General features: G+C 37.9%; 13 protein-coding genes and 3 pseudogenes. 9 read left to right on the top strand and 7 right to left on the bottom strand.

Translation table 11 applies throughout. The annotated features are described in order from the left end of the window. Positions 1-159: 159 nt before the first annotated feature. Entirely contained in the window at positions 160-1,137 is a 978-nt protein-coding gene (locus E0H81_RS06615; RefSeq protein WP_131317583.1) for a GlxA family transcriptional regulator, read from the bottom strand. Between the two features lie 133 nt (positions 1,138-1,270). Here E0H81_RS06615 and E0H81_RS06610 point away from each other — a divergent pair, with 133 nt between their 5' ends. From E0H81_RS06610 to E0H81_RS06595, 3 genes and pseudogenes are all read left to right on the top strand, one after another. Beyond that, a complete protein-coding gene (locus tag E0H81_RS06610) occupies positions 1,271-2,155 on the top strand; it encodes an MBL fold metallo-hydrolase (protein ID WP_131317581.1) in 885 nt (294 codons plus the stop codon). Positions 2,156-2,237: 82 nt separating this feature from the next. Continuing rightward, positions 2,238-2,780: a cysteine hydrolase family protein gene (locus E0H81_RS06605; RefSeq protein WP_131317579.1), complete on the top strand. Its 543-nt coding sequence runs from the start codon at positions 2,238-2,240 to the stop codon at positions 2,778-2,780. Positions 2,781-2,937: 157 nt separating this feature from the next. Beyond that, positions 2,938-3,099: pseudogene (locus E0H81_RS06595) on the top strand (helix-turn-helix domain-containing protein); the annotation flags it as partial. On the opposite strand, the pseudogene E0H81_RS06590 reads toward E0H81_RS06595, so the two are convergent. The 3 genes and pseudogenes from E0H81_RS06590 to E0H81_RS06580 form a co-directional block, all read right to left on the bottom strand. Further along, positions 3,094-3,258 (bottom strand): annotated as a pseudogene (locus tag E0H81_RS06590) (helix-turn-helix domain-containing protein); the annotation flags it as partial. The pseudogenes E0H81_RS06595 and E0H81_RS06590 sit on opposite strands and share 6 nt — an antisense overlap. 161 nt (positions 3,259-3,419) lie before the next feature. Continuing rightward, positions 3,420-3,818 (bottom strand): hydroxyisourate hydrolase, encoded by a 399-nt coding sequence (gene uraH, locus E0H81_RS06585; protein WP_131317575.1) that lies wholly within the window; start codon positions 3,816-3,818, stop codon positions 3,420-3,422. Positions 3,819-3,844: 26 nt separating this feature from the next. Continuing rightward, positions 3,845-4,321, bottom strand: a complete 477-nt coding sequence (locus E0H81_RS06580; protein ID WP_378235458.1) for a GlcG/HbpS family heme-binding protein — start codon at positions 4,319-4,321, stop codon at positions 3,845-3,847. A 121-nt stretch (positions 4,322-4,442) separates the two neighbouring features. Between E0H81_RS06580 and E0H81_RS06575 the strand changes: the two genes are divergently transcribed. From E0H81_RS06575 to E0H81_RS06550, 6 genes and pseudogenes are all read left to right on the top strand, one after another. After that, the gene (locus E0H81_RS06575) at positions 4,443-5,114 is read left to right on the top strand and encodes a heavy metal response regulator transcription factor (RefSeq protein WP_131317571.1); all 672 of its coding nucleotides are present in this window, start codon (positions 4,443-4,445) and stop codon (positions 5,112-5,114) included. After that, positions 5,111-6,490: a heavy metal sensor histidine kinase gene (locus E0H81_RS06570; protein ID WP_131317569.1), complete on the top strand. Its 1,380-nt coding sequence runs from the start codon at positions 5,111-5,113 to the stop codon at positions 6,488-6,490. The genes E0H81_RS06575 and E0H81_RS06570 overlap by 4 nt, the downstream gene beginning before the upstream one ends. 315 nt (positions 6,491-6,805) lie before the next feature. Further along, positions 6,806-6,967: pseudogene (locus tag E0H81_RS06565) on the top strand (ISNCY family transposase); the annotation flags it as partial. Positions 6,968-7,127: 160 nt separating this feature from the next. Beyond that, the gene (locus E0H81_RS06560; RefSeq protein ID WP_378235457.1) at positions 7,128-8,825 is read left to right on the top strand and encodes a phosphoethanolamine transferase; all 1,698 of its coding nucleotides are present in this window, start codon (positions 7,128-7,130) and stop codon (positions 8,823-8,825) included. Between the two features lie 3 nt (positions 8,826-8,828). Beyond that, a complete protein-coding gene (locus E0H81_RS06555) occupies positions 8,829-9,506 on the top strand; it encodes a response regulator transcription factor (protein ID WP_131317567.1) in 678 nt (225 codons plus the stop codon). Continuing rightward, positions 9,507-10,826 carry a sensor histidine kinase gene (locus tag E0H81_RS06550; protein ID WP_131269225.1) on the top strand — a complete coding sequence of 440 codons (1,320 nt, stop codon included), beginning with the start codon at positions 9,507-9,509 and terminating at the stop codon, positions 10,824-10,826. Here the strand turns inward: E0H81_RS06550 and E0H81_RS06545 are convergent. The 3 genes from E0H81_RS06545 to E0H81_RS06535 all read right to left on the bottom strand — a co-directional run. Then, positions 10,823-11,506 carry a phosphatase PAP2 family protein gene (locus E0H81_RS06545; RefSeq protein WP_131269226.1) on the bottom strand — a complete coding sequence of 228 codons (684 nt, stop codon included), beginning with the start codon at positions 11,504-11,506 and terminating at the stop codon, positions 10,823-10,825. The genes E0H81_RS06550 and E0H81_RS06545 overlap by 4 nt on opposite strands. Positions 11,507-11,536: 30 nt before the next feature. After that, the gene (locus tag E0H81_RS06540) at positions 11,537-11,908 is read right to left on the bottom strand and encodes a diacylglycerol kinase (protein ID WP_131269227.1); all 372 of its coding nucleotides are present in this window, start codon (positions 11,906-11,908) and stop codon (positions 11,537-11,539) included. Between the two features lie 258 nt (positions 11,909-12,166). Continuing rightward, positions 12,167-12,302: integrase core domain-containing protein (locus E0H81_RS06535; RefSeq protein WP_165492596.1), on the bottom strand; the 136-nt coding region annotated here is incomplete at its 5' end.

Here is a 12,302-nt window from a genome sequence, read left to right as displayed (position 1 = left end):
ATTGATCATTTTTTAATCAATTTTAAGGGCAGAATGTTACAGATTTGCTTAAAAACTTACCCATTATTACAAAGGTAAATTTCAGCCTGTTTTTTTATTCAACTTAAAATTAATAAACATTTTATTTTAGTTATTTTAAATAGCTCCGTATAAGCAGTATTACGTTACATGAGGCGGATTATTCTCATTAATGATCCCAAAAGACTTTCTCCACACCTGAGGACTGGTGCCATATTTTTCACGGAAGTTCTTTCTAAATGACACTGTATTGTTAAACCCTGAAAGCTCGGTGATCTTTTCGATAGACAAGTTTGTGGTTTCTAATAATTCACAACTTAGTCTTATTCTTTCAGTATTCAGCCAATCGACTAAGGTCATGCCCGTAGCTTTCTTGAAATGCCGTGTGAATGTCCTGCGTGTCATATGTGTCCGTTCAGCGAGGCTTTCAATATTATGTTGTAAAGCTAAATTCTTTCTTAAAAAATCAAGTAATAGATTAATTTGTGCATCTTGGCTCGATTCTGCGACTGGCTGTTCAATAAACTGAGCTTGCCCACCTTCACGGTGAGGTGGAATGACCATTACTCTAGAGACTTTATTAGCAATTTGTGCATTATAGATTTCACGTACCAAGTACAAGCAGCAGTCTAACGCTGCACCTGTTCCTGCAGAGGTTACGATCCTTTGGTCTTCTACATATAGGGCATCATGATCGAGCTGAACCTGTGGAAATCGCTCACTGAAATCTTGTTCAGCCATCCAGTGCGTAGCGGCTTTTTTATGGTCGAGCAAACCCGCATATGCCAATGCATAGGTCCCGTAGCATAGTCCCACGATTCTGATTCCAGTCTGATATGCCCAATTTAGGCCTTCAATCAGGACTTGTTCAGGCTTGTGATTAAAATCATCCCATCCAGGAATAATAATGAGATCCGACTCTTTGATGAGTTCGATGCCGCCATCAGGAATAATGATCATGGATTGTTCTGTTTTTACGGGCTGGCCATCTATAGAAAATATTTTAAGGTTAAATAATGGCTTATCTTCAATTTTAATATTAAAGATAATGTGAGGAATGGAGAAGTGAAACGGATTGATATTGGGATAAACGAACAATCCAATAGTAGGTATAGCCACTCCATTTCTCTCCGCGAAAATTGTGACTATAGCATTTTGTCCCAATAGTTTCGATGATTGTCTTTAAGGACAATTTTTTTATTGGATGATTTCTATCATGATCCAAGTATGACTCAATGATTGGATCTGGAATATGAATAAAGTTTTAAGCCGCTCTGTTATTGCACTCTCTCTGGCAATCGCTTCAGTCCATTTATATGCGAATGATCAGGTGGTTCAGCGAGATACCTCTAAAGTTACCCATATACAAGAAATTCGCAATGCAACGATTAAAATCAGCTATGCCGATACAACCTTTTTAATTGACCCAATGTTTGCGAAAAAGGGGTTTTATGAAGGTTTCCCTGATACTCATCGTAGCTATTTACGCAATCCATTAGTCGATTTACCCATCAAGCCTGAAACGATTTTACAAGGTGTAGATGCAGTAATCGTGACTCATACCCATTTAGATCATTGGGATGATGCAGCACAAGCGGCTATTCCGAAAGACATGCCTGTGTTTGTACAGAATAAAGACGACCAAAAAGTCATTCAGTCCCAAGGCTTCAAAGAGGTTCGTGTACTAACGCAAGCGACTTTTGGAGGGATTAAATTGACTAAAACTGGTGGCCAACACGGTACGGATGCCATGTATCGTATTCCTAAGCTTAAAGCTGGATTAGGCGAAGCAATGGGTGTGGTATTTGAAGCTGCGGGCCATGAAACGGTTTACGTGGCTGGTGATACCATTTGGCGTTCTGAAGTTGAGCAAGCGATTCAAACATTTAAACCTGATGTAATTGTATTGAATACCGGTAACGCCTTGGTTAATGGCTTTAAAGAATCCATTATTATGGGTAAGGAAGATACTTATCGCGCAACTCAGAAAGCCCCAAATGCTAAAGTGGTTGCTGTCCACATGGATGCTATTAACCATATGTCGGTAACACGTGCTCAGCTTGCAGAATATGTAAAAGACAAAGGAATCCAAGATAAGGTTTTAATTCCTATCGATGGTGAAACGCTTTCATTTTAAAGCAACTTAAAGAAGTGGAATTTCCACTTTTTTAAAATCATAAGCAGAACAAAACACATACTAGTTAAGTAAAGGAAAAGACATGTCAAAATCAGCTTTATTAGTCATCGACTTACAAAATGAATATCTGCCTACCGGTAAATTACCATTGGTCAATATTGAACAGGCTGCTGCTAATGCAGTGAAGGTAATTGCCAAGGCCCGTCAACAGGGTACTCAAGTGATTCATGTCCAACATATTGCGAATGCTGAATCTCCTATATTTGAACCCAGCTCAAACGGTATTGAATTTCAGGACACAGTTAAACCGCACGCAGATGAAACTGTGATCATTAAGAATCACATCAATGCGTTCTTAAACACGAATCTCAAAGAAATTTTAGATAGCAATCAAGTGACTGAGCTAGTCGTAATGGGTGCTATGAGCCATATGTGTGTTGATGCTGCTGTTCGCGCTGCTTCTGATTTTGGTTATAAGGTAAAAGTGATTCATGATGCGTGTGCAACACTAGACCAGGAATTTAATGGTGTTACAGTACCAGCAGCGCATGTTCATGCCACAATAATGGCCGCTTTTGAATTCGCTTATGCTCAAATTATATCAACTGAAGATTATATTCGCTAAAGATTAAGATTTTCTAAAATCAACATAGTACGGATTATACGAAGTATGACTGTCCGAGCCCATTTAAAGTATCTATATTCTCACCAATAAAAATGTCCGCTTTTAGAATATGCACTTTTGCGATTATCGAAGCGCACGGTTTGATATGTTGGTGTCTATGTCGGATAAAGAACTTAAACGATTGTCGGTCTTGCAGGAAATCTTTGATCAATGCATAACTCAATCTCGGGCTGCTCAGCTACTTCATATTTCAGAACATCAGATCAGACGTTTACTGCAGAAATACAAAGCTCAAGGCCCAGCTGCATTAGCCCATGCCTGAAACACCGTCTGGATTGAGCTTCTGCAATAACCGGGTAATTTGACGGGTGGAAAGATTGAGGATTTCAGCAGCACGGACCTGGGTAATACGATGATCTCGAACGTCTTGCAGAACAGCAAGACGTTGAATTTCTTTGTCAGACAGAGTGAGCAGCATCTATATTTTATATCCAGTCCATGGTGATAAAAACCCATCATAAATTAGACACTTTAAATGGGTCCTAACATTTACATTTTGTATAAGGGCTATTATGTTAAATAAGACCAATATTCTGAAGTTCCAATCTTATAAAAGTTAGGGCTTTTATTTTACTCAGCTTAGTTACCACGATAGGTTGAATATCCATAAGGACTAAGCAATAAGGGAATATGATAGTGTTTTACCGAGCCATCGGTTTGGAAAATCACCGGAACTTCCGGAAAGAAAGAATTTTGCTTATTTTTCTTAAACCAGTCTCCTGTTTTAAATGTGACTTTATATATCGTATTATCTAAAGTTTTATTTTCTGGAAATAATGCAGTTACACGACCTTGCTCATTGGTTTTAGCTTCTGAAATCTGTATCCATTTTCCACTTTTCTGTTCTTCTAAAGTAACTTTTACATCGGGTGAAGGCAATCCACTTTCCAAGTTAAGAACATGCACACTTAAAGGATTTTGCGCCATTACCCAACTTGAAATGAATAAACTGCCAGCGAATAAAAAAAACTTGTTCATATGAATTTATCCTGAATTAAATTGATTTAAATTTGTTTGAGTGTAATTTCTATACCCTGTTGTGCACATTGATCATCTTGAATTGACCCACCTGCACCCGCTACACCAACTGCACCTAATAACTGACTTTTATAAACTACGGGCACTCCTCCACCTAAAAGTAATAATTCAGGTAAGCTGGTTAAATTCTGTGAATCAACATTCTTCTGAGCATTACGCATAAATTGTAAGGTAGTCACCTTGCTTGAATATGCGGTAAAAGCTTTCCTTTGCGCTGCGATTAAATTATGTATACCCACAGTTTCATGCCGTTGACTTGCTAGGACATTGCCACTCTGATCTAAAACCACTACAGCCGCAGGTTTAGCAGTAGTGCTACATGCCTGCATGACATTGGTGACCAGTTGATTGGCGAGGTTTAAATCCATGACATAGCTGGTTTTAGGAGCTGAATAGGTGATTGAACTAAATAGAAGTACCGGAATAAATAAAAGTTTTTTCATCATTTCTATTAAGCTAGATTAAGAGATAAGTTAGCTTATACAAAATAAAGTCATGATTGCATGACAATAAGATTACGGATTTGTAATGTGGAAACAGACAAATTCATATAATATTATTTGGATGCAGATACTTATTATTGAAGATGAAACCAAAATTGCTGAATTTCTAGCCAAAGGGTTAAATGAATCTGGTTATTTATCCAGTATTGCTCATGATGGATTAACAGCGTTAACGTTGTTACAAGAAAAAAACTTTGATTTAATGATTTTAGATGTCATGTTACCTGGAATTGATGGTTGGCAAGTATTAAAGACCTTAAGGACTTTTTCTAAAATTCCAGTACTCATGCTGACTGCGAAAGATCATGTCTTGGATCGGGTTAAAGGCTTAGAACTAGGTGCAGATGATTATTTAATTAAGCCCTTCTCTTATATTGAACTATTAGCACGGGTCAAGAGCCTATTGAGACGCAGTGTAAAAATCGAGTCTGAATATTATCAAGTTGAAGATTTAATTTTATACCGGCTTGAACGTACTGTTTATCGGAACCATCAAAAAATCGACTTAAGCGCTAAAGAGTTTTTGCTTTTACACTTATTAATGCAACATCAAGGTGAATTATTAACCCGATCTCAAATTTCCTCTGAAGTGTGGAATATTAACTTTGATACAGACACCAATGTGGTGGATGTCGCTATCCGTCGTTTACGTGCCAAAATTGATGACCATTTTCAGCCCAAATTAATTCATACTGTTCGGGGTATGGGATATCGTTTAAGCATACATAAATGAAAAATCGGCTAAGGCATCTGAGTTTAACAACACGCTTAAGTATTTCCTTCAGTATTATTTGTTGCAGTGTATTTTTTGCTATTGGTTTACTTTCTTATCACAACATGCAGCACCTGTTAGCTAAACAACGGGATCAGAATTTAACTGCACGTGTTGAACGCATCGAAATTTTTTTACAAGATCAAGAAAGTTTTCAGATTTTAGTCCAACACCCTCGTCTGTATGAAAATATGCTGGGAAAAGAAGATAATCTTTTAATCTTAAAAAACCAGCAACAAGCCTTAATTGAGATTAATCCACTGAAAGTCCATATTCCAGATATGGCCGAATCAAAAACCATTACCTTTCTGGATAATCAATCTGAATTTGCCACAACCCGTTTGGCCTATAAAACTGTTGTTTTTAATGATCAACATTATCAACTGATTGCTGGCACACAACTTGATGAAGCTCAATCTACTTTAGATCAATATTTATGGAAATTGATTCTCTATAGCTTATTGGGAATTGTAATGGCAAGCCTACTCGGACGTTGGGTGGGTTTGTATTTACTCAAATCTTTAAATGACTTGATTGAGCAAACACATAAAATTCAGGGTACTCAACCACATCAGCGAATCGAAGTTAAAAGTACTACGGTTGAAGTTGATAAACTCAGTTCAGCAATGAATGCTATGTTAGAAAAAATTCAAATTAATTATGATCAATTGGCACGGTTTTCTGAAGATATTGCCCATGAACTAAGAACCCCCTTAAATAATTTAATGGGTCAAACACAAATTATGCTCATGCAATCTCGGTCACAACAAGAACTGGAGCAGCTTTTATATTCTCATCTTGAGGAATATGAACGACTAAGTAAGATGATAGACAATATGTTGTTCATCGCTCGTTCTGAACACAGTGATTATATTATCGAAAAAGAAAATATTGACTTATCCAACCTTATTTTAGAATTGGTCCACTATTTTGAATTCTTGGCTGAAGATAGGCTCATGAGATTTGTTTTAGAGTTAGAAAAGGGAATTCAAATATATGCTAATGCAGATTTGTTAAAAAGAGCGCTGTCTAATCTTATAATTAATGCGATTGATTATGGATTTGAAGATCAAGACATTGTGATTTCAACAAAATCTACGGAAAATCATATCGATATTGAAGTATTAACTAAAAATGTTTTTATTGACAAACAACATTTGAAGCATTTATTTGAACGTTTCTATCAAATTGAGAGTAGTCGACATGCCAAAGCAAAAACTGGTGGTTTAGGATTATCAATCGTTAAATCTATCATGATGTTACATAATGGAGAAGCAAGCGTTTATAACACTCAGGAAGGAATTGTATTTAGTTTAAAAATTAAATATTTAACTTGAAGTTGTTATTAAAAAGTTCTTAAAAATGAGAGATTGCAAATTGTTTAAATGCCCTAAAATTAATATATTATAACTTATACAGAATTTAATTAAATTATCATATAAAATCAATATGATACGTTAGCTTAAAAAGCTAATCCACTTTTGTACGCATTTAATCACAACAATTCCAGCCTCTTGCACGGCTATAGAGTAAAAATCGCTGTTTTCACCATTGAAGGACTTTTAGCACATCAGCTATCTAAGCCAGAGAAACGAGCTATTTGTGCAGCATTGGTTTCCAGTTCTTAAGTTAATTATGGAGAAGCAAGTTATAAACGATTAGGTTCAGTCCCGGCATATATCCAGCAACAGCATGAGGAGTTGGAGAAACAGAATAAACGCTCCCGTGCCCAGAAAAGTATGCCGAGCCGTAAAGCTCAGAAAGCTGTTATTGAACAAAGAAAGTTGAATCCTGTGCTTGACTCTTATGGTTAAAAACAGGACATTTTAAATGGTTTATCGCATAGATATTTCTACGTGGGAATAACAGCAGCACAACAATGGGAGCTATAAGCTCCCATTAATATATTTATTAAGCCATTTTTAAGCTTGTAGTTTTAGGCTAAAGCATCTCAAAGTCTTTGATTGATTCATGATGTCTAAGCTCTTCATAAATAAATTATTTGCCCAGACCAGTGCTACTAAGCAAAAATCCATTTCTCTTTTATATTTTAATCTTTTATTGGCAATATGGCTCGGATTAATTCTGAATTACAGCTTTTATGAAAAAATTCATCAACTTACCCCTTATCAGAACCTGAAATCTGGACTTCTGCTGGTCGCTACGAGTCTTGTAATCATTACCACCTATAATCTTATTTTTCAATGCTTGAGCTGGAAGTGGAATGCCAAGTTTATGGCGAGCTTACTAATTATTGTGGGCGGTTTTAGTGCCTATTTTGTCAACAGTCTGGGGGTGATAATTACCCCAGATCAAATCCAGAATATGCTGCAGACAGACACGCGAGAAATCCGAGATCTCTGGTCGATCCGCTTGCTGATCTGGACGATTATTTTTGTAATTTTCCCTTTATGGGTAGTGATGTGTTTAAAGATTAAAAAAACATCGCTGGGACAGCAGTTCATGCAAAAATTGCTTAGTAGCGTATTTTCCGCTTTGCTCATGTTCAGTTTATTATTTTTCTTTTATGTTGATTATGCAGCGATCTTTCGTGAACATCGTGATTTAAAAGGCATGATTTCGCCACAAAATTCAATTGCGTCCAGCCTGTCTTATTATCAGAAAAAAGCACCAAAACAGAACTTACCCTTGGTCCGCTTCGGTGAAGATGCACATCTGATCCAGCCGATCCAATCGGGACAAAAACCCAAATTAATGGTTTTAGTGGTAGGAGAAACAGCCCGTGCTGAAAGTTTTGCTTTGAATGGTTATGCTAGAAATACCAATCCTGAATTATCTCAACTTAAAATTATTAATTTCACTCAGGTCAGCTCTTGCGGTACGGCAACTGCCGTATCGGTTCCCTGCATGTTTTCTGGTATGCCACGAAAAAGTTATAATGAACAATTGGCTAGCCATCGCGAAGGCTTACTCGATATTGCACAACGCGCAAGCTATCAGGCGACATGGATCGACAACAATTCTGGCTGTAAAGGTGCCTGTGAGCGGGTACAGCAATATCAGATTCCTGTTGCTTTGAAACAAAAATGGTGCGATAGCAGTGGCGAATGTTTGGATGAAATACTGGTCGACAGCTTGCAGGACTATTTAAGCCATCTTAAACAAGATGACACCCAATCGCATTTGATTGTGTTACATCAAATGGGCAGTCACGGACCTGCCTATTTCAAACGCTCCAAAGCGCCTTATCAACCCTTTCAACCAATGTGTAATAGCAATGCTATTCAAGGTTGTAGTGCTACAGAATTACGCAACAGTTATGATAATTCGATCATTTACACGGATCATGTGCTTAGTCAGCTGATTAAAACTTTGCAACAGCAAAAGCATTATCAGACCGGATTCTGGTATGTGTCTGATCATGGGGAATCCACAGGCGAGCATGGTCTTTATTTACATGGTGCACCTTATACAGTAGCACCCACGCAACAAACTCATGTACCAATGCTGATGTGGTTTTCAGATGCTTGGCAGCAGCAAAATGTCTCTCAAGTCGCCTGTTTAAAAAGTCAGGTTAACCATTCTTTAAGTCATGATTATCTGTTTCCAACCCTACTAAGTTTGCTGAATATAAAAACGCAAGTAAGTGACCCTGAAAATGATATGCTCCATCTATGTTTACCGCATCCACAACTACAGCAAAGAGCTTAGTCCATGCATAAAATTCTCCTTATTGAAGATGACTTTATGATTGCAGAGTCTACGCAAACACTGTTAAAGCTGCATCAATTTGAAGTGATCTGGGTCAATAATGGCCTGGATGGATTAAAGCAGCTTCAGCAGAGTTCATGTGAACTGGTACTTCTTGATCTTGGTTTACCGATGATGGATGGCATGCAGGTCCTGAAAAAGATTCGTCAATCTTATCCGCATTTACCTGTGTTAATTATTTCGGCACGCGATGAATTGCAGCATCGGGTCGATGGTCTAAATCAGGGTGCAGATGATTATTTAATTAAACCTTATGAATTTGATGAACTGTTGGCTCGTATTCAGGCTTTGTTAAGACGCAGTGGTCAACTCAGTGCCGCATCTGAACCCCATCAAATTTTGCACTACGGTGATTTAGTTCTAAATCTCGAACAGCACTCTGCTAAGTTTAAGGGAAAAGAGCTGGATTTATCTCATCGTGAATGGGCAATTCTGATTCCGTTAGTTACCCATCCCAATAAAATTTTTTCCAAGACCAATCTGGAAGATAAACTTTACGATTTTGACAGTGAAGTAACCAGCAATACGATTGAAGTTTATATTCATCATTTGCGTGCCAAACTGGGCAAGGACTTTATTCGCACCATACGTGGTCTGGGTTACCGTCTAGGATCCGTATAAATGCAAGCCAGTTATTCTCTGCAAAAACGGCTAATTCTATATGTCTCTGTATTTAGCGTCATACTCGGCTGCGTGTTAATCTTTGCAGCCTACCGAATTGCACTGGAAGAAATTAATGAAATTTTAGATGCTCAGATGCAAAGTTTGGCAGAGCGTATCGCGAAAAATCATCCACGGCCAGTACAAAGCCAGATTGATGTCAATCAGCGTTATAGCGAAGAGGACTTGTTTGTTGATATCTGGTCCTATGCTGATGCCAATCAACTGGCTCACCCGCAGGGTCTACTGGTTAAAGCCGTACAAAAAGCAGGTTTCTATACGCAGCAAACGGAACATGGCATTTGGGATACCTATATTTTGCCCCAGCAAAATTTTCAGATCCAGATTAGCCAGCAAAAATCGGTACGACAATACTTGGCTCTGGAATTAGCGGCCAATATGTTTATTCCTTATCTTCTATTTCTTCCCTTTGCCTTATTAGCCTTGAGCTGGCTGATTCGACAAAACTTCCGGCCTTTAAATAACTTTAGAAAAGAGTTAGCAAGTCGTAAAGCCCAGGAACTGAGTCCGATTCAAAGCAAGAATTATCCTGTAGAACTCATGCCGACCATTCAAGAAATGAATCAGTTATTTTCCCGCATTTCCTTAGCACAGCAGGAACAGCGCCAGTTTGTTGCCGATTCAGCGCATGAATTAAGAACACCCCTCACTGCACTGAACTTGCAACTGCAAATTTTACTAGAGCAATTTCCACACAATAATGCGCTGAAGAATTTAAGTCAGGGGCTTCTGCGTATGCAACACCTAGTAAATCAGTTGCTAAGTCTGGCTAAACAGGATGCGGTGCTAAGTTCTACTGAACAGCTACAAATTTTGTATCTCAATCACTTCACCATCCAGTGTATTGAACAAATTATTCAGCTTGCTATTCAAAAAGATATTGATTTAGGTGTAATTCAACAAGAGGATATGTTGATTCAAGGACAAGAAGCAGCGCTGCATTCCATCATTTATAATTTAATGGATAATGCGATTAAATATACGCCGAGTAAGGGCATTATTAACGTCTCCATTTTTAAGAAACAAGGCTGGGCCATTCTACAAGTTGAAGATAGTGGAAGTGGTATAGATCCTGCACAATTTAACCAAATCCGTAAACGTTTTTACCGTATTCACAATCATGCAGAAATAGGCAGCGGATTAGGTCTATCTATTGTAGATAAAGCCGTAGAACGTTTAGGCGGACAACTAGAATTTTCCAGAAGTGCAAGCTTGGGTGGCTTATCTGTACAGGTGAAATTTCCCTTAGCTGCTATTTAATGCCGCCTAGCTTGAGGCAATTTATGATAAAACAGCGCATAGGCAATCACATTGATACACCAGATGATCCAGCCGGTCCAAAGATTATGACTGAGAAAATGTGCGCCTCGCATCATTTGTGCCCAGCCCATGGCAAAGCCTAAAATACTGGCAGAACACAGGAAAAAATAGGCACGAGTACGATTCGAGCGTCGATAAACAAAATAGCCTGCCATTAATGCAAAGCCACTAGAAGCATGTCCTCCAGGGAAACAGTGGCCCGCAGTAGCACTGAAATTCCACAATACAGCGTTAGGACCAGGAAGAGTCATATTCCACGGGCACGCATGTGCTGATTGGGATTTTAAAATACCAATGAACAGCGTTGATACAATCACCATGCCAAAATAATAGCCAAATTCCCAACGTCTGATCTGCCAGGCTTGATACTTAAAGGAAGCCAGCCAGCCCAATAAAAAAGACAGATAGACCAAAATTAAAACATTTTTAACATAACGATGATTTAGCTCCGCCAATGCCCAATGGTTTTTAAGTGGAAATTGCCCTGTCAGGTCAACAAAGGGAGAAATGAGCTTTAAATCGAGCATGCCACCGATGCTGAAGAAATTCCAAAGTACCCCAAAACCCAAAGCCAAGAGTAAGCTTTGCTTCAATAGAAAGTAGGAACGATCTTGCATAATGAGCCGCTCAAGATGAATGATTGTTTCGCATTAAATTAAAATAATGCCCCAAGTCAGTACGATAAGCGTCAGCGCCGTAAATTGGGCTGCACTTCCCATATCTTTGGCATTTTTAGAGAGTTCATGTCGCTCCAGTGAAATACGATCCACTGTCGCTTCAATAGCGGAATTAATCAGTTCAATCATGAGTGCCAACAAACAGACCGCGACCATCATGGCCTGTTCAACACGACTGACCGATATAAAAAAGCTGACCGTAATTAAGAATATATTCAGTAATACGATTTGCCTAAATGCAGCTTCATTTTTAAAAGCTGATTTAAATCCTGAGAGTGAATAAATGGTCGCTGCTAAAATCCGTTTCAGACCTTTTTTACCTTTATAAGCAGAATACAAGTTCATAATCTTTAACTATAAGAAGAATCTAAACTCTACTAAATTCAGCTTAAATTAAGATTAAAGAAATAGTCTAAATAACAGAAACTGAAACGTATCTTTAATTTTGATTAATATGAAATTTCTTATATAAATTCAAAATAGCCTCTAATAGAAATAATCACTTTAGAATGTTAAATTAGAATTTTTTAGCAGACTGTTCATATGTTGGGGTAATACCCCCATTTTTAATTGAACTAATGGGTAGAAAATCCAAAGCCCTTGTTATTGTTTAAAATTAGGTGGACAACCATTTACTGACATATGAGGTCGTTCATGATTATAAAAGTACTGCCATAAGGTTGTACAGTCTTGAACCTCACTAAGCTCTCTAAATAAATATTGGTTTAGGCATTCGTAT

The sequence above is a fragment of the Acinetobacter terrestris genome, assembly GCF_004331155.1.
In the GTDB taxonomy this organism is placed as follows: domain Bacteria; phylum Pseudomonadota; class Gammaproteobacteria; order Pseudomonadales; family Moraxellaceae; genus Acinetobacter; species Acinetobacter terrestris.
Note: the sequence above shows the minus strand (reverse complement) of the source record. Positions and strands in the feature narration are given on the sequence as shown.